Raw genomic sequence first — 23,233 nt, 5'->3', positions numbered from 1 at the left:
CCCGATGAAGGCCCGGCCTTCAGTGGAGGTTCCTGGTAGGAAGCGCCTCCGGCATGGACCTTCCGTCTCAGCTCCCCTCAACCTTCGACCGCGCGCACTTCGATGCGCTCGTGGCCCGGGGCTACAACCAGGTGCCCGTGGTGCGGCGGCTGCCGCTGGGGACGCTTCGCCCGACGGACCTCCTGCGCGCCCTGCCCTCCGGCCACCGCTTCCTGCTGGAGAGCACCCGCGTCAGCGCCGAGGGGCGCTACTCCCTGCTGGGCACCCGCCCCTTCCTCCGCTTCACCGCGAAGGGCCAACAGTGCTTCCTCGACGGCGAGCTCCAACCCGGAGCGCCCCTGGACGTGCTGCGGGGCCTGTTGCGGCGCTGGCGGGGCATCCGCCTGCCGGGCCTGCCCCTCTACTGCGGCGGCGCGGTGGGCTTCTTCTCCTACGAGGCGAACCACTACTTCGAGTCCCTGCCCCAGCATCCCCACGACGACCTGAAGCTCCCCGACATCGCCCTGTCCTTCGTGGACACCTTCCTCGCCGTGGACCACCAGCAAGGCCAGTTGCTCGCGGTGGCCACCGGCGCGGACTGGGGCGACTGCGCACGGCGCCTGGACGCGCTGGAGTCGTCAGTGAAGCAGGCCGTCCCCACCTCACCGCCCGCGCCTCCGTCCCTGCCAGCGCCCACGGTGGAGTACCGCTCCAACTTCTCGCAGCCGGCCTACCTGGACGCGGTGGAGCGCGTGCGCGAGTACATCCGCGCCGGAGACACCTACCAGGTCAACCTCTCGCAGCGGCTGGAGGTGGACTTCCCGGGCGAGCCGCTCGCGCTGTACGAGACGCTCTCCGCCACCAACCCCGTCCACTTCGCCAGCTACCTCGAAGGCGACGGCTTCCACGTGGTGAGCGCCTCGCCGGAGCGGCTGGTGCGCGTGGAGGACGGCCGGGCCCTCACCCGGCCCATCGCCGGTACCCGGAGACGCGGCACTCCCGAGGAGGAAGCCCGCTTCGTCCAGGAATTGCGCACCAGCGAGAAGGAGCGCGCCGAGCACGCGATGCTCGTGGACCTGGAGCGCAACGACCTGGGCCGCGTCTGTGCCTACGGCACGGTGGAGGTGGCGAAGCTGATGGAAATCGTCGAGTACGCCCACGTCCTCCACATCGAGTCGGAGGTAACGGGACGGCTCGCGCCGGGCGTGGAGCCGCTCGACGTGGTGGGCGCCCTCTTCCCCGGGGGCACGATTACGGGCGTGCCGAAGATTCGCACCATGCAGCTCATCACCGAGCTGGAGCCTCACGCACGCGGCCTCTACACGGGCTCGCTGGGCTACCTCTCCTTCGCGGGAGACCTGGACCTGAACATCGTCATCCGCACCCTGGTGGTGAAGGACGGCCGAGCGTACGCGCAGGTGGGCGGAGGCATCGTCCACGACTCGCAGCCGCGCCAGGAATACAAGGAGACGCTCAACAAGGCACGCTCGCAGCTCCTCGCCCTCTCCGTATGCGGGAGGACTGAATGATCCTCCTCATCGACAACTTCGACTCCTTCACCTTCAACCTCGTGCAGGCGCTCGGCACGTTGGGGGCGGAGCTGAAGGTGGTGCGCAATGACCGCATCACCGTGGGAGAAATCGAAGCACTCCGGCCGGACCACATCGTCATCTCTCCCGGTCCCTGCACTCCGGCGGAGGCGGGCGTGTCCCTGGACGTCATCCGCGCCTTCGGTGGGCGGGTGCCATTGCTCGGGGTGTGCCTGGGGCACCAGTGCCTGGGCCAGGTCTTCGGCGCGAAGGTGGTGCGGGCGCCGGTGCCGGTGCATGGGAAGACGGCGGAGGTGGAGCACACGGGCCAGGGTGTGTTCCGGGGCCTGCCCGCGCCCTTCACCGCCGCGCGCTACCACTCCCTCGTCGTCGAGCGGGAGGAGCTGCCCGGATGCCTGGAGGTGACGGCCTCGCACGACGGGCTCATCATGGGCATGCGCCACCGCGAGCTGCCACGGCTGGAGGGCGTGCAGTTCCATCCCGAGTCCTTCCTCACGCCCCACGGGCCGAGACTGCTCGCCAACTTCCTGGCGCCGGAGCGCTGAATGTTCTCGACGGTGGCGGTGGACGGAGAGGTGCGGCGCTGGGAGGACCTGCGCCTGCACGACTTCGCGCAGGGGTTCTTCTTCGGCGCGGGTTTCTTCACCACCTTCCGCGTCGACTCGGGCACCCCGCTCTTTCTCGCCCGTCACCTCGCGCGGCTCCGCGCCAGCCTCGCTGCCTTCCCCAGCGCCGTCCGCACGCCTTCACCCGAGCACCTCTCCGAGGCCTCGGTGCGCGACACGCTCCGCAGCTGCCTCCATGCGGATGCGGCGCTCGGGCCGGCCTTCACCGGCGTGGGCAAGCTGTCCGTGAGCGACGGGCACGTGCTGCTCACCCTTCGCCCGGCGACCCCCGACGCGGAGCGCCTCCGCCGCGAGGGCCGCGCATTGGACACGGTGGAGCCCGGAGCCTACCGGCACGCAGAGCGCACGCTGAACCACAAGGGCCTCTCCTACTTCCGCCAGTTCGCCTTGATGGAGCGCCTGCCCCTGCTGGGCAACGAGGCCGCCGAGGTCTGCGAATTGCCCACCGCCAACCTCTTCTTCCACCTGGACGGCGCGCTCGTCACGCCGCCGCTGGACGCGCCCTGTCTGCCGGGCATCGTCCGCGCGGTGCTGCTGGAGTCAGGCCACGTGGACGGGCTCCCCGTGGTGGAGCGGCCGGTGCCCCTCGCGCGCCTCGCGGACGCGAGCGCCTGCTTCTTCACCAACTCCGCCGTGCTGGCCATGGGCGTGCCGCGCCTGCTCGGGCGCGAGCTGCCCGCAAGCCTTGCCCTGGCCGAGCGGGCCCGCGCCATCATCGAAGCGGTGGCGCGGCGCGAGGCCTCCGACTCGAACGGCTAGTGTTCCTCCTCCAGCCGGAACCCGAGCCCCTCCGCGACCTCCTCGTCCCGCAGCAGCCGCCACGCGCCCTCCGCCACGTCCAGCACCACGCCGCCCACGGCCTCGCGGTGCAGCGCGAGCACCGGGTGTCCCACGGCGGCCAGCATCCGCTTCACCTGGTGGTGCCGTCCCTCCGTGAGCGTGAGCTCCACCACGTCCGGCTCCCGCAGCCGCGCGCCCGCGGGCCGCGTGGGCCCATCCTCCAGCACCAGCCCCTCGCGCAGGCGCAGCAGCACGTCCTCCGAGGGCCGCCCCGCCACCCGCGCCACGTACCGCTTGGACACGTGTGTCTCGGGTGACGTCCCGTGCCGCACCAGGCGCTCGTCGTTGGTGAAGAGCAGCAGCCCGGTGGTGTCCCGGTCCAACCGTCCCACCGCGAGCCACTCGTAGCCCCGCATCGCCTCGGGCAGCACGGCGCGCAGGCGCTCGAACACGGTGCCCACGCCCTCCGGGTCCGAGCCGTGCACCACCGGCCCCGCGGGCTTGTGGAACATCAGGGCCAGCAGCGGCGCCCCCAGCTCGCGCACCCGGCCATCCACCCGCACCTCCATGCCGGGCCGCACCGGCGCGAAGGGCTCGCGCTCCACGCGCCCGTCCACCTCCACGCGTCCCTCGCGAATGGCGCCCTCCGCCTCCGCGCGCGGCAGCACGCCTGCTCTTCCCAGGGCCCGGGCCAGCCAGTCCGCGCGCCCCTCGGGAGGCACGTCCCCGGGCCCTCGGCGCCGTGCCGCCTCCAGCCACTTCGGGGTTCGTTGCCTGCGTGCCATTGCCTGCCTCCTCGCCGCGTCATTCCCACCGGCAACCAACGCACCCTCACCCGCCTGCCCTCCCTTCAAGGCTGCCGATCCGTCGAGCGGCGAACGGAGCGTGCCTACCTTCAGGAACAACGGGGCGCGGGCACGAAGGCGCCGGGCAGCCCCCTCTCGACAGGACATCAAACGCACTGGAGGAGACCGCATGGGCAGCGTACTTGAAGGGTCGAACGTTCAGGGCAGCAACTACCCACAGCGCCCGGTGGGCTCGGGCCTCTCCGATGGCGAGCACTCCGCGGGCGGAATCGCCCAGGCCAGCAAGGAGCAGGTGAAGCAGCTGGGCGGTGTCGCCAAGGACCGCGTCTACTCGCAGGTGGAGAGCCGCAAGGGTGAGCTGGTCAAGGGCATCCAGGGACTGGTGTCCACGCTGGAGTCGGCGGCGCGCAACGACGAGGCCGCCATGGCGCGCCCGCTCCTCACCAGCGCGGTGGGGCTGCTGCGCAAGACGTCGGACCGGCTGGAGAACGGCACCACCGAGGAGCTGCTCGCGGATGCCCAGGCGCAGGTGCGTCAGCGGCCCGGTCTGTTCATCGCGGGCTGTGTGGCCGTGGGCTTCGCCCTCGGCCGGTTCATCAAGGTCTGACGGGGGGCATGCGGATGGAACCAACGATTCCACGCCATGACGGAGACGGCTTCGAGACGCGGGACTTCAACTCCGAGAGTGCTTTCGGGGGCCGCGGCTTCGGGGAGCTGTTCTCCGAGTTCATGGAGCAGGGACGCAGGCTGGTGCGCGCCGAGGTGGCACTGGCGCGCGCGGAGCTGAAAGCGGAAGCGAAGAAGGCGTCGGCCGGCGCGGGTCTGCTGGCCGGCGGCGGTGTGGTGCTGTTCCTGGGAGCGATGACGTTCGTCGCGTTCCTGGTGGCGGCGCTGGCCGTGGTGATGCCCGTGTGGGCCTCGGCCCTCATCGTGGCGGTGCTGCTGCTGGCGGTAGGTGGCGCGGTCGCCTGGGCGGGCCTCGGAAGACTGAAGCGTATCCACGGACCTCAACGGACGATTCAAACCCTGAAGGAGGATGGCCAATGGGCGAGCAGGACCGCGCACTCCATGAAATCGCAGATGCACGGGCACGCCTGAGCGAGCTGGCCGACGAGCTGGCCCGCAAGGCCGAGCCCGACCGCCTGAAGGCCATGGCCCATGAAAAGGCCGAGGAGCTGAAGGTGAAGGCCAAGGAGTTCGCCGTCGAGAAGACGGCCGAGCTCAAGCAGCACGCAAAGGATGCCGCCGTGGAAAAAGCCACGGAACTCAAGACACACGCCAAGGAGACCGTGATGCAGAGGACGACGGAGCTGAAGGAACGTGCTGACACGCCCAAGGGGTGGAGCCTGCTGGGAGCCCTCATCGGCGCCGGTGTGGGCTCGGCCCTGATGCGCAAGGCCTTTACCCGGCGCGAGGAGCACCGGTACGACGAGTACCGGGACAACCGGTGGCGGGACGAGGACCGGTGGCGCTACGACGGCATGCGCTCGGGGCGCGCGGACGTGCGCTACGAGGACCGCTATGCCACCGCCGAGCGCACCGACGTCGGCTACCAGGGCGCGGCGTCCACCGGCTACCAGGGCGTGCCTCCCAACTACGACATGTCCTCCAGCCGCGACTTCAGCCGTGACCTCGACACCGGCGACGGCAGCGGCGGCCTGAAGGCGAAGGCCACGGAGACCGCGTCCCACGTGAAGGAGCGCGCCTCCGAAGCGGCCCACACCGTGAGGGACCGCGCCGTCGACATGAAGGACCGTGCGGCGGACAGGGTGGACCACCTGAGGGAGCGGGCCTCGCACCTGCGCGAGCGCATCCCCTCGCGCGACGTGGTGCAGGGCCGCACCACGGACTGGTTCAACCGCACGTTGGACGAACAGCCCATCTTCCTGGCGCTGGGCGGAATCGCGCTGGGCATGCTGGCCTCCACGCTCATCCCCGTGTCCAACCAGGAGCGCCGCCTGATGGAGCCGGCCAAGCGCCGCGCCGGGGAGGAAATCTCGCACCTGGGCGACCAGCTCAACCAGAAGCTCCAGGCCCGCGAGGAGCCGTCGTCCAGCTACGAGAGCCGCCAGGGCTACTCCGCCTCGAGCGTCTCCTCCACCTCGGACCTGACCACGCCCGCCACCAGCACGGGCTTCGGGGCGAGCAGCATCAGCAGCCCCAGCAGCAGCTCCGGGCCAGGCGCCACCACCCCGAGCACCTCGGGTGTCATCGTGTCGGGCACGGAGGACAGCACGGACGCGCTGGCGTCATCGCCCTCGGGCTCGTCGCGCATCCCCCCGCTGCCGCCGCTGGATGACGTGACGAAGGTGCACTGAAGCAGCCACGCAAGCGTGACGAAGTGACGGGGGAGCAGCGGCCGACGGGGCCGTTGCTCCCCTTCCGTTTGACTTGGGCCCGGCGCGTCTGCCATGTGCGCCGCCGTGGCCGTCCCCTCCGAGTTCCTCGCCTCCCTGTCCCCTCCTCCGCCGGGCGCCGCCGTGGCCTTCACGCTCCGGCTGGCCGAGGCGCTGCACCGCTACGGCACGCCCTCCCACCGCCTGGAGGGGCTGATGCGGCGCGTGTCCGAGCGGCTGGGACTGGAGGGACGCTTCTTCTCCACCCCCACCTCCCTCTTCGCGTCCTTCGGCCCGCCGGAGGCGCTGCGCACCAGCCTCATCCGCGTGGAGCCCGGCGACCTGGACCTGGAGCGGCTGACGTTGTTGGACGTGCTCGCGGACGACGTCATCCAGGGCCGGCTGTCCCCCACCGAGGGCGCGCGGAAGGTGGAGGACATCCTCGCGCTCCCCGCGCGCTACGGCCCCGGGCTCCAGCTCCTGTGCTGGGCGCTGGCGGGCGGCGCCGCGGGGCGGCTGTTCGGGGGCGGCCTGCGCGAAGTCGGTGTCGCCGCGCTGAGCAGCCTGGTCATCGGCACGCTGGGCGAGCTGACGCGGCGGCGGCCCAGCACGACGCTCGTGCTGGAGCCGGTGGCCGCCATCCTCTCCTCGGCCTTCGCCGTGCTGGCCGCAAGCCTGGTGGGCCCCCTGTCCGTGCAGGTGGCCACGGTGGCCGGCCTCATCGTCCTGCTGCCAGGGCTGTCCCTGACGGTGGCCATCAACGAGCTGGCCACGCGCCACCTCATCTCCGGCACCTCGCGGCTCACCGCGGCGGCGCTGGTCTTCCTCCAGCTCGGCTTCGGCGTCGCGCTGGGGAGCCGGCTCGCCCTGCTGCTGCCCCCGCCAACCCTGGCGCCCCTGCCGCCCGCGCTGCCCGCGTGGACGCAATTGCTGGCGCTGATCCTCTCCCCGGTGGCGGTGGGCGTGCTCTTCCGGGCGCGTCCCCGGGACTGGGGCTGGATTGCCGCGGCGTGCACCTTCGCCTTCGTGGGCTCGCGGCTGGGGGCGCTGCTGTTGGGGGCGCAGCTCGGCGCCTTCGTGGGGGCGCTGCTGTTGGGCATCGCCAGCAACGCGCTGGCGCGGCTGCGCAACCGGCCCTCTGTCACCACCGTGGTGCCCGGCCTGATGTTGCTGGTGCCCGGCAGCGTCGGCTTCCGCAGCCTGTCCTCGCTGCTGGAGCGGGACGTGGTGGCCGGCGTGGACACGGCCTTCAACATGCTGATGGTGGCCGTGGCGCTGGCGGCGGGCCTGCTGTCGGCCAACGCCCTCGTGCCCCCGCGCAAGGTGCTCTGAAAGCGCGGCCCGTCAGTGCAGGCGGGTGACGTACACCGCCACCAGCGACAGCAGGAAGTAGGCCACCAGCACCGAGGCGCCCGCGTACTCCTTCGCCATGCGCTGGCCGAAGAAGAGTGCGATGAGCGACACTGCGGACAGGAGCGCGCCCCAGAAGGCCAGCGCCGCGCTGCCGGTGACGACGAGGGCCACCAGCCCCGCCGCGCACAGGGCGCCGGCCGCCACCTCCAGCAGGGTGAGGGTGCCCAGCATCAGCGGCACCATGCTCCGCAGGGGGCTCTTGGCGAAGTGGCCGGTGAGCCAGCCCAGGTTGCCCTTCCAGTCGAACACCTTGTCCAGGCCGGACTGGAGGAAGAGGATGGCGAGGAAGGCGGTGCAGAGCGCCTGCAGCAGCCAGAGGGTGAACGCGGTCGATTCGAAGGCCGGCATGGCGCGCCACTCTAGCCGCCCGGCGCCCGGGCCCAAGTCTTCTCGCCAGGAGGGCAGCCAGGCAGGCATGGCCGCAGCGCTCCCCTGCCCCGCCGCCTTGGCGTCCCTACCTTGTCCCTCATGGCATCCGAGCTGACCGCTCGCCGGGTCTTCACCGGCCTCATCCTGCTGTCCATCTTCCTTCTGGCCCTGGTCATCCGCCCCTTCGCGGAGGCGTTCTTCCTGGCGGCCGTGCTGGCCGCGACCTTCTACGGGCTGCACAAGCGGCTGACGCGGCGGCTGCGCGGCAGGAACGCCTTGTCGGCGGGCATCCTCTGCACGGCCATCGTCCTCGCCCTGCTGCTGCCCCTGGGCGGCCTCACCGCGTTCATCGTCACCGAGGTGTCCGAAGGGGTGGAGTTCGTCACCACGACGGTGCAGCAGGAGGGCGTCCAGGGCCTGGTGAACAAGCTGCCCGCGCCCGTGCGCGGCACCGTGTCGAGCCTGATGGAGAAGCTCCCCGTCGAGCAGCAGAACCTGGACCAGACCCTCCAGGAGCAGGTGAGCACCCAAGGCGGCACCGCCGCCAAGGCGGTGACGGGGGCGGTGGCGGCCACGGGCTCCATCGTCTTCCAGACGGTGATGATGCTCATCGCCCTCTTCTTCTTCTTCACGGACGGGAAGCGACTGGTGGAGTGGATTGAGAGCGTGTCGCCGCTCCGGCGCGGGCAGACGCGGGAGCTCATGCGCGAGTTCCGCAGCGTGTCCGGGGCGGTGCTGCTGTCCTCGGTGGCCACCGCGGGCGTGCAGGCGGTGGCGGCGCTCATCGGCTACTTCATCGCCCGGGTGCCCGCGCCGCTGTTCTTCGGCGGATTGACCTTCTTCGTGGCGCTCATCCCCGCCGTGGGCGCCGCCTCCGTGGTGCTCGTCGCGGCGGCGCTGATGTTCTTCAACGGCCACCCCTGGGCGGCGCTCTTCCTCGCCATCTGGGGCACGGTGGTGGTGGGCTTGGTGGACAACGTGGTGAAGCCGCTGCTGGCCAAGCGCGGCATGCACCAGCACGGCGCCATCGTCTTCTTCGCCCTGCTCGGCGGCCTCGCCGCGTTCGGCACGGTGGGCCTGCTACTCGGGCCCCTCATCGTCGCCTTCTTCCTCTCGCTGGTGCGCATCTGGGAGCGCGACTACGGCCGCTCCAGCCCGCGCGCCGGAGACCCGGCCACGCCGGGCCCGGGCAGCGAGGGCCGCCAGGGCGTCCCCACGGTGCGCGCGGAGACGGGCGAGCAGGTGCCCCTCACCCCCACGCCGCCGCCCGAGTCGCACTGAGCCTCGCGGCACCGGCAAGACACTGGAAACGAATGCGGCCCCGCCTTCCGGTTCCTACCGGGGCGGGGCCGCGGTGCTTTCAGGACCTCAGAACGACGCGCCGCTGGCGCGCCGTCCGGGCGACGCGGTGAGGCTGGACAGGCTCGTGTGCAGCACGAAGGTGCCGCTCGCGCTGGCGTCCGGGCTCCGGTTGGCGGACACGCCGTCCGTGCCGGAGACGCCCGAGCTCAGCGTGGCGGTGTCCACCGCCGTGCCGGACGCGTTCTTCAGCGTCACGGTGTCGCCGCTGTTGGACAGGCCCAGCGTGCCCGTGGACGCCACCACCGCGCCCGGCGTCCCCGAGGGGATGCCCGCCGAGCCGCCGAACACCACCACCACGCCGCCGGCCGCCAGCGTGGTGCCGCTCGGGAAGGTGTGCCGCACGCTGGCCGCGTCCGACACCGTCCACCCGCTCAGGTCCGCCGAGCCGGTGCCCACATTCACCACCTCCACGAACTCGCCGGTGACGTCCGAGCCCGGCTCGTTGACCATCACCTCGTTGACGATGACGCTCGCCGTCCCGCCGCCCGAGGTGGTGATGGTGAAGGACGCGTTGCTGGAGTCGGTGACGCTGGCGTCGGCCGCGTCGCTCACGCGCACCCGCGCGGTGGTGCTGGCGCTGGAGGGCACCGTCCACGCGTAGCTCCCCGAAGAGGCCGAGGTGCTGGAGGTGAGCGTGCTCCAGGTGCTGCCGCCGTTCAGGCTGTACTCCACCTTCACGCTCGTCACGCCAGAGGCGGACCAGGTGATGGTGTGCGCGCTGCCACCCGCCCAGCTCTCGCCGCCGTTGGGTGACGTCACGGTGATGCCGCTGCTCGTCGTGTCCCCGGGGACGAGGAAGTCCTTGATGACCGCCATGTGCTGCATGCCGGACGCGCCGCTGTCTCCGGACAGCGCGGGGGAAATCTCGGAGATGGGCGAGTACACGCGCGTGTCGGCCACCAGGCCGGCGGAGAAGGAGCTGCCGCCGATGACCACCGCCGTCTGGTACGGGCGCAGGTCGCTGTCCACCAGCACGTGGTCATACGGCGAGTTGCGGCCCGCGTTGGTGTTGGTGTTGCCGTTGCGGTCCGCCGGATACGGGCTCGCCGTCGACACCACCTGGGCGAAGGTGGTGAGGCACGCCTCGGAGCGGCTGCCGGTGTTGAAGTCGCCGCCGAGGACCAGGTAGTCGCCCGTCGGGATGTTGGCCTTGATGCGGCTGACCAGGCTGGTGGCCTCGGAGTTGCGCGTGCTGCTGCTCGTCGTCAGCAGGTGCACGCTGACCGCCCACAGGTCCTTGGAGCCCGGGATGTCGATGCGCGCCCACGTGAAGTCGCGGTCGGAGACGGCCGTGTCATCCCACTCGCCCGCGGAGATGATGGGGTAGCGGCTGATGATGCCGTTCGGAATCCCGGACCCGCTCTCGCGGAAGTACTGGAAGCCGGTGCCGAAGGCGGTGTCGACGAAGGAGCGCAGGTCCGCCGCGGAGTTTGTCTTGTAGTTGAACTCCTGAATCATCACCACGTCCGGGTCCGTGCCCTGGAAGATGCGGATGCCGTGGCCCGGGTCGTAGTCCTGGCCCGTGCCGCTGCTGATGTTGGCCGCCGCCAGCCGGATGCGCACGCTGGCCAGCCCGTCCTCACGGGCCCCGACGGCGGCCTCGTCAGGAGAAGTCGCGCCCTCCGGCTCCACGCCACCGCAAGCGGCGAGCACCAGGGAGAGCACCACCGCGCAACGCCATGACTGCATCGAGGGAGTCTTGTTGTTTCGCACGCTGTCCAATCCTGCTCCTGGGAAGGAGCGAGTAAGGGGAGTCGGGGGAGACACCTGAACAGTGCTTCACGCGCGCAAGGGCACGCGCGGCACCAGTCTCGTTTATCGAGGGAATTCCCGACAGCGTCGCGTAAAACCTGGGTGAAAAATATATCGAAACAATTGCTACATCGCCGCGGCCGTGGAGAGCGCGACGAAGAGGTAGCGCAGCCCTTTTCCGAGTGTGACGAAGAGGATGAACGGCAGCGGCCGGACGCCGAGCATGCCCCCGGCGATGACGAACGCGTCACCCACCACCGGCATCCACGACATGACCAGCGCGGGCGCGCCCCAGGTGCGCACACGCGCCTCGATGCGCTCCATGCGCGGGCCTTCCTTCGCGCGCCGCCGCGCATACCACCGGCCCAGCGGCCCGCCGCCCCCGGCCGCCACCCACCGGCCCAGCGCGTACAGCGAGAGCGCGCCCAGCACGTTGCCGACAGTGGCCACGCAGACGGCCATCACCGGAGGCGTGCCGCCGTAGATGAGCGCGGCGAGCGCGGCCTCCGAGGGAACGGGAACCACCGAACCCGCGAGCATGGCGACGAGGAAGAGGCCCGGAAGCCCCCAGGCGGAGAGTGTCGACGGGTCGGGCATGGAGGGCGGACGGAGGGCGCCGACTCTGCCATGCCCCCGCCACGTGCGGGTGGGCATCCCACCGTCCGTTCCCGAGCAACCGGCCCGTGCGCCGGGTTGCCCGCCTGCCTACACCGGTGCTCATGCTGCGCGAGGGCCCGTACCAGGCCCCTGTCATGGTGGAGGGTGCATGCGGTCCATGGATTCGGGAGATGCCCGGGTGGCCTCCATCCTCGTCGCGGACGACCCGGAGCTGTCGCAGCGGGACGGGCTGGACGTGGTGGTGCGACTTCGCGACGGCCGGGGCTTCACCCTGACGCTGGTGCCGCTGGACTCGCTCCAGCGGCAGCTGGCGGACGCGCCGTCGCTCCTCGCCACGCGCCTGGTGCTGGTGCGGCAGCTCACGGATGACGCCGTGCTGCACGCGGTGCGCGCCGCGGTGGACCAGGGCATCGAGCGCTTCGGCACGCTGCAGCCGCCGCTCGAGCAGTAGCGGGCCGCGCACGGGATGCGCCGTTTCGCGGGGGAACGCAGGAACTGCGCCCTCCCGGGGCGGAGTGTGTCCCGTCCTGGCGCGTCACGGGCGGCGCGCGGCTTGCTAGGGGCCCGGTGACTTCTTTCCCCCCGCGAAGGAACGCCGAGCCCATGAGCAGCACCGTTGCCCCCGTCCCGAGCCCGTCGCCCGACCTCCGTCTCGCTCCGGTGGAGATTGCCCCCGAGACGTTCTGGGTGGGCAAGCGAGAGCCTGGAGCCATCTTCTTCGCCAACCCGTACCTGCGCCGCTTCAAGGGCGCCGACACGAAGACGCAGCGGCAGACCGAGTTCAACCTCCTCATCGACCCGGGCTCCAGCAGCGACTTCTCCACCATCCACACCAAGGTGACGTCGCTGATTGGTGGGATGGACCGGCTGTCGGCGATGTTCATCAACCACCAGGACCCGGACGTGGGCTCGTCGGCGAGCCTCATCTCCGCGCGCTACGCGCCCCGCGCGGGCATCCTCTGCACGGAGGACACGTGGCGGCTCATCGTCCACCAGAACCTGCCGCGCCACCGCTTCATCCCCACGGAGAAGTTCGCGCAGGGGCTGAGCGTGCCCACCGGGCACAAGCTGCTGCCGGTGCCCTCGCCCTTCTGCCACTTCCGGGGCGCGGTGATGCTCTACGACTTGCAGACGCGGGTGCTCTTCACCGGCGACCTCTTCGGCGGACTCACCGACTCCAACGCGAAGGGCCTGTGGGCGGACGAGTCCGACTGGTCTGGCATTCGCGCCTTTCACCAAATCTACATGCCGGTGAATGCGGCGCTGGTGCGCGCGGTGGCGGCCATCCGCAAGCTGACGCCCGCGGTGGAGATGATTGCGCCGCAGCACGGCCGCATCATCCGCGGGCCGCTGGTGCAGCAGTTCCTGGAGCGGATGGAGCGCCTGCAGGTGGGGCTGGACATCATGGACGAGGCGCAGGACCGCACCCATCTCCAGGCGTGGAACGCGGTGGTGGAGCGGGTGCTGGTGCTGGCGCGCGGCTATCTGGGCGGCTCGGTGGACGCGAAGCTGGCGGCGAGCAAGGAGCTGGCGGACACGGCGCAGTACGACGGCAAGCGGCTGGTGGTGGGCCGGATGGGCAAGTGGACGCTGGAGCACGTGGTGGACCTGCTGTGCCATGGCGAGCCGCCGGAAATCGCGGGCCCCATCATCGTCGAGGCCACCAGCGCCGCCGCCGAGTACAACCTGCCCACCCCGCACCTGGACCTCGAGGGCGCGGGGGCCGTGTCCCACGTGTCGCTGCTCGACACCTGAGCCCGGGAGCCCCGCGTGGTGCACCCGAACGATGACGAGCCCGGCGACGTGGCGTACCTCGGCGGCGCCGTGGAGCGGACGGGGACGGAGCGGAGGCCCGCCGCGGTGGCGCCCGGGGAGCCGGCGGTGGCGGCGCGCGCGCGGATGCCCGCCGCGATGCCGCCGGAGCGCGCCTCCGCGCTGAAGCCCGGCGCGACGCCACCCGAGGAGCTGTTGCGGCCGGTGACGCCCCCTCCCGCGTTGTCGCTCGGCGAAACGCTGCGTCCGCTGACGCCGGTGTCGCCGCACGGCACGCTGCTGCAGGGCGTGGTGACGCCACTTCCCCCGTCGCCCATGGTGCGGGGGCTGATGCCGGGCCAGGTGGTGGCGGGGCGCTACCGCGTGGAGCGGTGGCTGGGCGCCGGAGGCAGCGCCACGGTGTACGAGGCCACCGACCTGCGGCAGGACCTGCGCGTGGCGCTGAAGGTCCTCGCGGTGCCCCACGCCCACGACGCCCTGGTGGCGCGCTTCCACCAGGAGGTGGAGCACGTACGGGCGCTGGAGCACATCAACATCCTCCGCGTCTTCGATGCCGGCGTGGACGGTGAGCGGCACTACCTCACCATGGAGTTGCTGGAGGGCTCGGACCTCCGGCAACTGCTGGCCGAGCGGCGCGCCACCCGCGCCGAGGCCCTGCGCTGGCTCACCCACGCCACGGTGGCGCTGGAGCACGCGCACGGGCGCGGTGTGCTCCACCGCGACGTGAAGCCCGCCAACCTCTTCATCACCCGCACCGGCGTGCTGAAGCTGATGGACTTCGGCCTCGCCAAGAGCACGCACGTCGCGGGCGCCACGGCGCAGGGCGCGGTGCTCGGCACGCCGGAGTACATGGCGCCCGAGCAGGTGATGGGCAGCCCTCCGGTGTCCCCCGCCACGGACCTGTACGCGCTGGGCGTGGTGGCCTACGAGCTGCTAACCGGGCAGCTCCCCTTCCGTCACGAGCAGCCGGTGCCGCTGATGTTCCTGCACGTACAGCAGGCCCCGGTGCCGCCGCGCACGCTGAGCCCCGACCTGCCGGAGCCCTTCGAGCACATCGTGCTGAAGCTCCTGGAGAAGCGGCCCGGAGACCGCTTCCCCGACGCGGCCTCGCTGCGCGCCGCGCTGGGGAAGCTGTGGCCGTGGGTGCTACTCAAGGCGCCCGCGTGAGTGACACGGCCGCGGGCGCGCCTTCAGCGGGCCAGCTCGCCAGCGTGAGCGTACGGCCCGGAGACTGGCACAGGGTGATGTAGCGCCCGCCGCCCGGGTGGAGGAAGTAGAGCGCGCGCGGGGCCTTGAAGGCCGCGGGCACGGAGACCTCCCGCTCCGGCCAGACGTTGCGCCCCGTGCGCCACGAGCGCACCACGGGCCGCTCGCGCAGGTGGTGATGGACCTCCACCACCACGCCGTCTACGTCCGCCGCGTACCAGTCCAGCACGAGTGACGCCCCCGCCTGCCGCCGCTCGCTCAGCAGCGGGAAGGTGCGGGCCCCGGCGGACGCGGTGGCGTCCACCTTCGCCCCGTGCAGCGGCTCCAGGAAGGACATCTCCAGGCGCGTGGTGCCGGGCGGGACGCGGAACATATAGGCCATGCGCCCGGGCTTCGGACTGGTGGCGCCGACGTATACCTTCGAGTCGGACTCCAGCAGTCGCGCGGGCTCGCCCACGCGGAACTGGTCCACGTCCTCGGGGGCGGCGAGCGCGGGCGCTTCCTCGGGCAGCTCCACGCGCTTCCAGCCCGCGGTCTGGTCGGTGGGCAGCCAGCACGTCCCCGCCGGGGCCATGGCCAGCCACAGCGCGCTGGTGACGGAGAAGAGGGCGCTCATGTCACGCGCTCCGGGACTCGGACGCACGCGAGGACCACAAGGCCGCGCCCACCATCAGCGCGCCCGCGGCGGCCAGGCCCACCACGCGCAGCGAGCCGTGGAGATTCACGGTGTCATAGAGGAGCGCCTTGCCCACGGCGATGCCCACGAAGGCGAAGCCCGCGTCGCGCATGACGGGCGTGCCACGCTGGCGGGCCATGAGCACCAGGGCCACGCCCACCACCAGCCACCCCAACGTGAGCACCAGCCGGCGGGCCACGTTGTCCTCGGCGATGCCGAGCGTGAGGAAGTGGAAGTAGAAGGCCCACGACGCGGCGACGGCCGCGGCGGTGAGGCCGTACCAGGTGAAGACATCCCGGACGCGGTCAGGCTCATCACCCTCCCGGGTGTGCGAACGCCACACCGTCACGGCGGCGACGGCGAGCGTCAGGGCCAGTCCCACGAGCAGGAGCTCCTGCTTCGTCGCCGCGTACCAGAGACCTCCAGCCCCGGCGCAGACGAGCACGGCGACGGGGCCCAGGAGCCCGCGCGTGTTGGGCACGTGGAGGAACGCCAGCCCCGCCGCCCCCACGGCGGCCACCGCGAGCAGCAGCTCGCGCGGAACCTGCAGGTCGCGCCAGAGGAACATCACCGCCAGGAGCAGCAGGGCGCCTCCCACGCCCCCCAGTACCTTCGTGTCCCACTTCGTCGTCGTCGTCGTGTGCATCGGGTTCCTCCAGCGCCAGGCCTCGGCGTACGGAGGAGCCCTGAATGCAGCCGCCCTGCCACCGCATGACGCGAGGCATCAGGCGCACTTGCACGGCGGGGCGTGCAGCGACTGTGCAGCGCGGTGCACGCTCCCGCGCGGAAGGATGCACGCACAGGCCCATGGCGGGTCGCTCGCCCGCCCTTCCCGCGCGAAAGGGAGTTTGTAGAGTCCCCCTGCTGGGAGCCAAACCCCGCGACGGCCTCGCGGCCGAAGCCGGGACGTTGGACCGAGGAGACCATGCCGTTCTGGCGTTTGCTGTTGATGGCGCTGTTCCTGTGCCTCACCGGCACGGGCTGCTCCGCGGCCGAGCTTCCAACGGCCGGAGTCGCCGGGGCCCTGGAGGCAGGAGACACGAGCGAATCGGCCCCGGGTGGCGACACGGACCCGGACGCGTTCAACGCGGGCCGCGACACCGGAGAGGAGCCGAACGACTCCGTCCCTGACGGTGACCCCTTCGAGACGGAGGGAGCGGCCGACAGCGAAGCGCCGGACCCCAACGCGGTCCGCGTCACGAGCTACCGGCGAGACCTGTCGACGGACGACGAGGAGGAGCAACCCTGGAACTTCCCGCCGGGAGCACTGGAGCTCTTCGTCCTGGAGGGAGATTCCTTCGTCCCCATACCCGGAGCGCCCGGGGCACCAGGCGAGTACGTGTTCCCGTACGTGCCTCCGGGCGTCTACTACCTGAAGGACGGCCACAACATCCTCGTCACCGCCGCGCGCGAGGTGGACCTGGGCTTCAACCAGCCGCTCCGGGACGACATCGTGGACCTGGACTTCGAGTCGTCACTGCGCGTGAGCCTGGGCAACCTCGAGCCCTGGCATGACCGCTTCAGCGGCCTGGAGGGCCGGCAGGTCCCGCCCTTCTCCGACCTGCAGCTCGTCTCCGAGCAGCTCGGCTTCGGGACATCCCTGGTCCTCTACGACATGTTCGAGGGAGCGACCGCGGCGTTCGAGGAGCTCCAGCCCGCCCGAGTGCCCATGTTCGAGAAGGAGCGTGGCGACCGGGCCCGCGTGGTGCAGCAGTCGCCGCGCGAGCTGTGCGCCCTGCCCGGCGGCGGCGTCCAGCGCTACCTCACGGCGGTGCGCGCCCTCCACCTGCCGCCGTTCTCCCATGACGGCAGCCTCACCCTCGACCTCGAGGGCCGGCTCCAGCCGCTGCCCCTGCGGGAGCTGCCGTTGGACTGGAGGCTCTCCGCCTTCACGTCCCTCGCGGCCGACGTGCATCCTGACGCCGTCCCCGCGACGTCCCGGTTCTCCATGCGGCCGGCTTCGCCTGAGTCCTCCACCGAGGGCTGGATGGGATTCCCGGGCGAGCTGATGAGCCTGGGCGTTCCGCACGACGGACCGGATGGCCTCGCGGGCACGATTGTCTATGGCAATCCCTCGCATACCCATACGGGCGCGGTGGCCCGGGCCGCCACGACCTTCGCCGTGCCCGTGCGGACGCCTGACGGAATGACCTTCACCCTCACGGCCTCCACCTTCGTGCAGGACCGGCCCGCGCGGCTCGCGGACGGGCCGCTCCTTCCCCGCACCCGGCCGCCGCGCGACCTCACCATCGACGGAACGGAGGCCTACAGCTCGCGCACGCTGGAGGCCGGGGCGCATGTCATCGGGTGGCAGCCGCCCTCGGACGGAGCGCCGGACGTCTACCTGCTGAGGCTCCAGCGACTGGAGTTGGAGGACCCGGGCTCCCCGTTCCCCATCCCCACCCTGCAGCTCTACGTGGATGGCGGCGCCACCTCCGTCCGGCTGCCGCCTGGAGTCCTGCAGCCGGGCGCCCACTACTCCCTCATCGTGGAGTCCCTCGTCTCGGAAGGGTACGCGGTGGGGAAGCGGCCGCTGATGCTCAACGACCGCTTCAGCGTCAGCCGCGCGGCGGCGCTCTGCGGGCTGCTCAGCGTCCCCGAGAGCACGGCCTGAGCCATCCAGGGCCGGCGGGAGGTGACACCTGCCGGCCCTCGCGCCTCATGCGCCTGCGGCCGGCTCCGTCCTGCCAGGGGCGAACAGGCCCAGCACCAGGGCCGCGGTGGCGGTGAGCCCCGCGGCGATGGCGAACTGCGCGGCGAAGTGCCCGCGCGCCAGCGCCAGCAGGGCCACCGACAGCGAGCCACCCAGCAGCCGCATCGCGTAGAGGCTGCTCGTGACGATGCCACGGTGGTGCCACGGCGCGCGGGACTGGGGGCCGATGAGCGAGGTGCTCGCGGCCGGCCCCAGGCCCAGGCCCAGAATCCCCAGGCCCACGAGCGCCGCGGGCACGCCCCAGCCGAGCGCGGCGGACAGCGCCAGGAACCCGGCGCCCACCGCCGCCACCGCGAAGCTCACGCCCGCGCTCAGGCGCATGCCGCCGCGCACCAGCAGCTTCACACCGAAGGTGGAGCCCACGGACCAGCCCAGCAGCATCGGCAGCAGCGCCAGGCCCGCGCCGACAGGCGTGTGCCCGCCCTGCTCCGTCATCCACAAGGGCACCCACGCGGCCATGCTGTAGAGCAGCGCGCCACCCGCGATGCTGCCCGCCACTCCAGTCAACACGGTGCGGTCCTTCAGCAGCTCCGCCGGCAGCAGCGGATTCACGGACACGCGCTGCTGGCGCACCAGCACCGCGCCCACGAGCACGGCGCCCAGCGCGCACAGCCACCGCGCCTCCGCATGTCCGGGCTCGAGCGAGAAGAGGAGCATCGCCGCCGTGGAGCCGGCCAGCAGCGGGCCCCACCGGTCCAGCTTCACGTCCGAGCGGCGCGGAGGGTCTCGATAGGAGAGGTACAGGAGCGCTGCGGCGAACAGCCCCACCGGCACGTTGACGAGGAACACCCAGCGCCACGAGGCGTGCATCACCAGCCAGCCGCCGATGAGCGGACCCAGGCTGTTGCCCACGGCCCAGGCACCGGTGAAGAGGCCCTGCACGGCGGCGCGCTCGCGCAGCGTGTAGAGGTCCGCGCTGATGGTGAGCGTGGTGGGCTGGAGCGCGCCGGCTCCCAGGCCCTGCATCACGCGGAAGGCGATGAGCATGGGCACGGACTCGGACAGGCCGCAGAGGGCCGAGCCCACGAGGAACAACCCCATGCCGGCGAAGAAGACGGGCCGGCGTCCCAGCCGGTCCGCGAGCTTGCCGGAAATGAGCACGCCCACGGTGGAGGCGAAGAGGAAGGCGGAGAACACCCACGAGTAGAGCTGCTGGCCGCCGAGCTCACGGGTGATGGTGGGCATGGCGCTCGTCACCACCGTGCCCTCGAAGGCGCTGACCACCAGGGCCAGCAACACCGCGCCCGTGGCCATCCGCCGCGCCGTACCCGGGCGCGTGCTGGCCAGGGGCTCCACCGTCAAGCCGCTTCCATCCATGCTCTACCTCTACGCCCCTGAAGGCCATGCGGAAACCGCACCTTGCGCATAGACTTCTTGCGGAAACCGCATGACCACCGAACAGCTTAGAGCCTTCCTGCAGGTGGCGCAGGAGGGCCGCCTCTCCATCGCCGCCAAGAGACTGGGGCTGTCGCAGTCGGGACTGTCGCGGCAGTTGCAGTCGCTGGAGGCCGAGCTGGGCACGCGGCTGCTCGTCCGCACGCCCGGCGGCGCGGTGCTCACGGACGCGGGCGAGCGCTTCCTGCCGCACGCGCAGCGGGCACTGGAGGCGCTCTCGAAGGGCACCTCGGAGCTGGAGCGGCTGTCGAGCACACCCCAGGGCACGGTGTCCCTGGGCACGCTGCACACGGTGGGCGCGTACCTGATGCCGGACATCATCCCGGCCTTCGCGCAGCGCTTCCCAGAGGTGCGGCCCCGGCTGAGCGAGGGCACGGCGCAGGCGCTGGAGGAGAGCGTGGCGCGGGGGGTGCTGGACCTGGCCATCCTGTCCCTGCCGGTGCGGCGGGCGGACCTGGTGGCGCAGAAGTTGTGGGAGGAGCGGTTGGTGATGGTGGTGCCGCGCGGGCACCGGCTGGCGCGGCAGGGCAAGCCGGTGGCGCTGGCGGAGGTGGTGGGCGAGTCGTGGGTGGTCATCCCCGGCATGAGCGGCACGCGCGCGCTGGAGGCGGAGTGCGAGGCGCGCGGGGTGACGCCGAAGCTGGCGCTGGAGACGGACAACGCGGAGGCCATCCGCCGCATGGTGGAGCGGGGGCTGGGCGTCGCACTGGTGCCGGAGCTGATGACGCGAGACCACCAGGCCCAGGGGTTCGACGTGGTGCCGCTGGTGCGCGGGCCGAAGCGGCAGGTGGCGCTGGTGCACCGGGGAGAGGGCTACCTCACGGCGGCGGCACGGGCGCTGAAGACCTTCGTCGTGGACAGCATCCGAGCGATGCCCGAGCCTTGGGGGAGAGGCCTTTCATGACGCTGAAGGTGATGACGTTCAACGTGCTGCAAGGAGGAGAGGAGCGGTTCGACGCCATCCTCACCTTCCTGGCGCGCGAGTCCCCGGACGTGCTGGTGCTGCAGGAGTGCCTGGGCTGGGACGACGGCGGGCGGCTGCGCCGGGTGGCGGAGGCGCTGGACGTGCCGCAAGACGATGCGCACCTGGTGCTGGGACAGTCGCGCTCCCGGCCGAGCGGGCGCTGCTATCACGTGGCGGTGGTGAGCCGCCCCGGGCTGCGCTCGGTGAACGTGCACAACGACAGACACTTCCTGGGGCACTGCATCGTCCAGTGCGAGCTGGACGTGAATGGGCCGGTGACGCTGTTCGGGACGCACTTCGACGCGCACCACGAGAAGCTGCGGTACGTGGAGGCGCGCTACCTGCGCTCGCTGCTGGACGCGGCGGCGTTCCGCGAAGGGCAGTACGTGCTCGCGGGGGATTTGAATTCGCTGTCGAGGAAGGACCCGTACCCGGTGGATTTGGAGGACCGGCTGCGGAAGGCGGGGACTGACAAGTACGGGCATCCGCCGCGCTTCGACGTCATCGACGACGTGGAGGAGTACGGCTGGGTGGACACGCTGCGGGAGCGGCCGGCATCGTCGAAGTGGGTGACGGCGCGGAGGAACCGGGGCGGCGTGGCGATTGATTACCGGACGGACTACGTGTTCGCGTCGCCGCGGATGGCGGAGCGGCTGGTGTCGGCGGAGGTCCTGGAGGTGGGGGACACGTCGGACCACAACCCGCTGGTGGCGACGTTCCGCTGAGTGAATCGAGGAGAGGGAGCCATGGCGAAGACGGACAGCTTCGTGGAGTACACGGTGGAGTTGCTGGAGAAGCTCGGGCCGGTGCAGTCGCGGTCGATGTTCGGCGGGTGGGGGCTGTACTTCGGCGGGCGGATGTTCGGGCTCATCATCGCGGGGCAGCTCTTCCTGAAGGTGGACGACGTCACGAAGCCGGACTTCCAGGCGGCTGGGTGCCGGCCCTTCGTGTACGAGGGCGCGGGCAAGTCCGTGGAGATGGGCTACTGGACGCCACCCGCGGACGCGGCGGATGACGCGTACGCCCTGCTCCCGTGGGCCCGCCGCGCGGTGGGCGCGGCAGAGCGGGCGGCGTTGAAGAAGGCGCCGAAGAAGAAGGCCGTGGCGAAGAAGGCGGTGCCGGTGAAGAAAGCACCTGCGCGCAAGAAGGCGGCTGCGGTGAAGAAGGCCGCGCGCAAGGCACCTTCCCGCGTCAAGCGGTCTTGATGGCCTCCGCGTCCTCCAGCCCCAGCTCGCCCACGGACAGCTCGCGCATGCGGAACTTCTGCACCTTCCCCGTCACCGTCATCGGGAACGCGTCCACGAACTTCCAGTAGCGCGGCACCTTGTACGTGGAAATCCGCCCCGTGCAGTGCTTCCTCAACTCCTCCGCCGTGAGCGTCACACCGGGCTTCGCCTTCACCCAGGCCATCACCTCCTCGCCATACTTCTTGCTCGGCACACCGATGACCTGCGCCTCGCTCACGCCGGGGTGCGTGTGCAGGAACTCCTCCACCTCACGCGGGTAGATGTTCTCCCCGCCGCGGATGATCATGTCCTTGATGCGGCCGACAATCTTCACGTAGCCGTCCGCGTCCATGGTGGCCAGGTCGCCCGTGTGCATCCACCCCGCCCTGTCCACCGCCGCCTCCGTGGCCGTCGGGTTCTCCCAGTACCCCAGCATCACGCTGTACCCGCGCGTACACAGCTCACCCGGCTGCCCGCGCGGCACCACCGCGCCCGAGTCCGCATCCACAATCTTCACCTCCAGGTGCGGATGGATGCGCCCCACCGTGGACACCCGCTTGTCCAGCGGGTCATCCAGCGCGCTCTGCGTGGACACCGGCGACGTCTCCGTCATCCCATAGCAGATGGTCACCTCGCGCATGTTCATCCGCGACTGCACCTGCTTCATCACCTCCACCGGACACGGAGAGCCCGCCATCACGCCCGTGCGCAGCGACTTCAAATCGAACTCACCGAAGCGCGGGTGGTCCAGCTCCGCGATGAACATGGTGGGCACGCCGTACAGCGACGTGCACTGCTCCGCCTGCACCGTCTGGAGCACGGCCAGCGCGTCGAACGCCTCGCCCGGAATCACCATGGTGGCGCCGTGGGACGTGCAGGCCAGGTTGCCAATCACCATGCCGAAGCAGTGGTAGAAGGGCACTGGAATGCAGACGCGGTCCTCGGGGCCGTAGCGCAGCGCCTCCCCGATGAAGAACCCGTTGTTCAGCACGTTGTGGTGCGACAGCGTGGCGCCCTTCGGGAAACCCGTCGTCCCGGACGTGTACTGGATGTTGATGGGGTCATCGAACTGGAGCGACGCCTCGCGCTGCTCCAGCGTCTGCTCGCTCACGTGCTTCGCGTTGGAGAGCAGCAGCTGCCAGTCATCGTCCATCACCATCGTCACGCGCAGGCCGGGGCAGCGGGGACGGACCTCCTCCACCATGGCCTTGTAGTCCGTCTGCCGGAAGCCGCGCGCCAGCAGCAGCACGCTGACGCCGGCCTGGATGAGCGCGTACTCCAGCTCCGACGTGCGGTAGGCCGGGTTCAGGTTGACGAGGATGGCGCCGATGCGAGCGGTGGCGTACTGGGCCACCACCCACTCGAAGCGATTCGGGGACCAGATGCCCACCCGGTCCCCCTTCTCCACGCCCAGCGCCAACAGCCCCAGCGCCACCTGCGTCGTCGTGTCCCAGAGCTGCCGGTACGTGGCCCGGTAGTTCTGCGAGGCCACCACCAGCGCCTCCCGGTCTCCGTGCCGCTCGACGGTGCGGCGCAGGTTCTGCCCAATCGTCTCGCCGAGCAGCGGGGTGGGGCTGGTGCCGTGGACGTAGGAAGGGACCGGAGCGTGGGTCATGCGGCCATCGTCCCGCCGTTGCTTGGTATGCGGCAAGTGCCCCATGGCGCGGGTGTGCGCCCATGAAGAATCAC

22 protein-coding genes and 1 pseudogene are annotated in these 23,233 nt (G+C 71.2%); 15 read left to right on the top strand and 8 right to left on the bottom strand.

Features of this window, described 5'->3' with window-relative positions:
• Positions 1 to 53 precede the first annotated feature (53 nt).
• From G4D86_RS47165 to G4D86_RS47155, 3 genes are read left to right on the top strand one after another with little or no spacing between them, the layout of a single operon-like run.
• A complete protein-coding gene (locus tag G4D86_RS47165; RefSeq protein WP_164002110.1) occupies positions 54 to 1,508 on the top strand; it encodes an anthranilate synthase component I family protein in 1,455 nt (484 codons plus the stop codon).
• Entirely contained in the window at positions 1,505 to 2,074 is a 570-nt protein-coding gene (locus G4D86_RS47160) for an anthranilate synthase component II (protein WP_164002109.1), read from the top strand. Before G4D86_RS47165 ends, G4D86_RS47160 begins: the two co-directional genes overlap by 4 nt.
• Complete coding sequence (locus tag G4D86_RS47155; RefSeq protein ID WP_164002108.1) at positions 2,075 to 2,914, top strand: aminotransferase class IV; 840 nt, start codon at positions 2,075 to 2,077, stop codon at positions 2,912 to 2,914. It begins immediately after the preceding gene.
• Here the strand turns inward: G4D86_RS47155 and G4D86_RS47150 are convergent.
• On the bottom strand, positions 2,911 to 3,720 hold the full coding sequence (locus tag G4D86_RS47150) for a pseudouridine synthase (RefSeq protein ID WP_164002107.1): 810 nt from the start codon (positions 3,718 to 3,720) through the stop codon (positions 2,911 to 2,913). The genes G4D86_RS47155 and G4D86_RS47150 overlap by 4 nt on opposite strands.
• Positions 3,721 to 3,910: 190 nt before the next feature.
• Here G4D86_RS47150 and G4D86_RS47145 point away from each other — a divergent pair, with 190 nt between their 5' ends.
• The 4 genes from G4D86_RS47145 (at position 3,911) to G4D86_RS47130 (ending at position 7,409) form a co-directional block, all read left to right on the top strand.
• On the top strand, positions 3,911 to 4,348 hold the full coding sequence (locus tag G4D86_RS47145; protein WP_164002106.1) for a hypothetical protein: 438 nt from the start codon (positions 3,911 to 3,913) through the stop codon (positions 4,346 to 4,348).
• Positions 4,349 to 4,362: 14 nt separating this feature from the next.
• On the top strand, positions 4,363 to 4,839 hold the full coding sequence (locus tag G4D86_RS47140) for a phage holin family protein (protein WP_164002105.1): 477 nt from the start codon (positions 4,363 to 4,365) through the stop codon (positions 4,837 to 4,839).
• On the top strand, positions 4,785 to 6,059 hold the full coding sequence (locus G4D86_RS47135) for a hypothetical protein (RefSeq protein ID WP_164002104.1): 1,275 nt from the start codon (positions 4,785 to 4,787) through the stop codon (positions 6,057 to 6,059). Before G4D86_RS47140 ends, G4D86_RS47135 begins: the two co-directional genes overlap by 55 nt.
• Positions 6,060 to 6,152: 93 nt before the next feature.
• Entirely contained in the window at positions 6,153 to 7,409 is a 1,257-nt protein-coding gene (locus tag G4D86_RS47130; protein WP_164002103.1) for a threonine/serine exporter family protein, read from the top strand.
• A 12-nt stretch (positions 7,410 to 7,421) separates the two neighbouring features.
• On the opposite strand, the gene G4D86_RS47125 is transcribed toward G4D86_RS47130, so the two are convergent.
• Positions 7,422 to 7,838, bottom strand: a complete 417-nt coding sequence (locus G4D86_RS47125) for a DoxX family protein (protein WP_164002102.1) — start codon at positions 7,836 to 7,838, stop codon at positions 7,422 to 7,424.
• Between the two features lie 120 nt (positions 7,839 to 7,958).
• Between G4D86_RS47125 and G4D86_RS47120 the strand changes: the two genes are divergently transcribed.
• Positions 7,959 to 9,140 (top strand): AI-2E family transporter, encoded by a 1,182-nt coding sequence (locus G4D86_RS47120; RefSeq protein ID WP_164002134.1) that lies wholly within the window; start codon positions 7,959 to 7,961, stop codon positions 9,138 to 9,140.
• 87 nt (positions 9,141 to 9,227) lie between these two features.
• On the opposite strand, the gene G4D86_RS47115 is transcribed toward G4D86_RS47120, so the two are convergent.
• Positions 9,228 to 10,910, bottom strand: a complete 1,683-nt coding sequence (locus G4D86_RS47115) for a lamin tail domain-containing protein (RefSeq protein ID WP_164002133.1) — start codon at positions 10,908 to 10,910, stop codon at positions 9,228 to 9,230.
• A gap of 189 nt (positions 10,911 to 11,099) precedes the next feature.
• On the bottom strand, positions 11,100 to 11,570 hold the full coding sequence (locus G4D86_RS47110) for a YqaA family protein (protein WP_164002101.1): 471 nt from the start codon (positions 11,568 to 11,570) through the stop codon (positions 11,100 to 11,102).
• 169 nt (positions 11,571 to 11,739) lie between these two features.
• Between G4D86_RS47110 and G4D86_RS47105 the strand changes: the two genes are divergently transcribed.
• From G4D86_RS47105 to G4D86_RS47095, 3 genes are all read left to right on the top strand, one after another.
• Complete coding sequence (locus G4D86_RS47105) at positions 11,740 to 12,042, top strand: hypothetical protein (protein WP_164002100.1); 303 nt, start codon at positions 11,740 to 11,742, stop codon at positions 12,040 to 12,042.
• 152 nt (positions 12,043 to 12,194) lie between these two features.
• Positions 12,195 to 13,346, top strand: a complete 1,152-nt coding sequence (locus G4D86_RS47100) for an oxygen-binding di-iron domain-containing protein (RefSeq protein ID WP_164002099.1) — start codon at positions 12,195 to 12,197, stop codon at positions 13,344 to 13,346.
• An 18-nt stretch (positions 13,347 to 13,364) separates the two neighbouring features.
• Positions 13,365 to 14,531 carry a serine/threonine-protein kinase gene (locus G4D86_RS47095; protein ID WP_164002132.1) on the top strand — a complete coding sequence of 389 codons (1,167 nt, stop codon included), beginning with the start codon at positions 13,365 to 13,367 and terminating at the stop codon, positions 14,529 to 14,531.
• Here the strand turns inward: G4D86_RS47095 and G4D86_RS47090 are convergent.
• Together G4D86_RS47090 and G4D86_RS47085 are read right to left on the bottom strand one after the other, a co-directional pair.
• Complete coding sequence (locus G4D86_RS47090; protein WP_164002098.1) at positions 14,515 to 15,186, bottom strand: hypothetical protein; 672 nt, start codon at positions 15,184 to 15,186, stop codon at positions 14,515 to 14,517. The genes G4D86_RS47095 and G4D86_RS47090 overlap by 17 nt on opposite strands.
• 1 nt (position 15,187) lies before the next feature.
• Positions 15,188 to 15,898 (bottom strand): annotated as a pseudogene (locus G4D86_RS47085) (DUF2339 domain-containing protein); the annotation flags it as partial.
• Positions 15,899 to 16,171: 273 nt separating this feature from the next.
• Between G4D86_RS47085 and G4D86_RS47080 the strand changes: the two are divergent.
• Entirely contained in the window at positions 16,172 to 17,860 is a 1,689-nt protein-coding gene (locus G4D86_RS47080; RefSeq protein WP_164002096.1) for a hypothetical protein, read from the top strand.
• Between the two features lie 45 nt (positions 17,861 to 17,905).
• Here the strand turns inward: G4D86_RS47080 and G4D86_RS47075 are convergent, their stop codons facing one another.
• The gene (locus tag G4D86_RS47075) at positions 17,906 to 19,276 is read right to left on the bottom strand and encodes an MFS transporter (protein WP_164002095.1); all 1,371 of its coding nucleotides are present in this window, start codon (positions 19,274 to 19,276) and stop codon (positions 17,906 to 17,908) included.
• Positions 19,277 to 19,346: 70 nt separating this feature from the next.
• Between G4D86_RS47075 and G4D86_RS47070 the strand changes: the two genes are divergently transcribed.
• Genes G4D86_RS47070 through G4D86_RS47060 form a run of 3 tightly spaced genes read left to right on the top strand, consistent with a single transcriptional unit; the run spans position 19,347 to position 21,523 of the window.
• The gene (locus G4D86_RS47070) at positions 19,347 to 20,258 is read left to right on the top strand and encodes a LysR family transcriptional regulator (RefSeq protein WP_164002094.1); all 912 of its coding nucleotides are present in this window, start codon (positions 19,347 to 19,349) and stop codon (positions 20,256 to 20,258) included.
• On the top strand, positions 20,255 to 21,043 hold the full coding sequence (locus G4D86_RS47065) for an endonuclease/exonuclease/phosphatase family protein (protein WP_164002093.1): 789 nt from the start codon (positions 20,255 to 20,257) through the stop codon (positions 21,041 to 21,043). The genes G4D86_RS47070 and G4D86_RS47065 overlap by 4 nt, the downstream gene beginning before the upstream one ends.
• A gap of 21 nt (positions 21,044 to 21,064) precedes the next feature.
• Positions 21,065 to 21,523, top strand: coding sequence for a TfoX/Sxy family protein (locus tag G4D86_RS47060; protein WP_164002092.1), 459 nt, complete (start codon positions 21,065 to 21,067; stop codon positions 21,521 to 21,523).
• Here the strand turns inward: G4D86_RS47060 and G4D86_RS47055 are convergent.
• Positions 21,510 to 23,159: an AMP-binding protein gene (locus G4D86_RS47055; RefSeq protein ID WP_164002091.1), complete on the bottom strand. Its 1,650-nt coding sequence runs from the start codon at positions 23,157 to 23,159 to the stop codon at positions 21,510 to 21,512. The two genes, G4D86_RS47060 and G4D86_RS47055, sit on opposite strands and share 14 nt — an antisense overlap.
• Between the last annotated feature and the right edge of the window lie 74 nt (positions 23,160 to 23,233).

Source organism: Pyxidicoccus caerfyrddinensis, from assembly GCF_010894405.1.
GTDB lineage: Bacteria > Myxococcota > Myxococcia > Myxococcales > Myxococcaceae > Myxococcus > Myxococcus caerfyrddinensis.
This window is presented reverse-complemented; position numbering and strand designations above follow the sequence as displayed.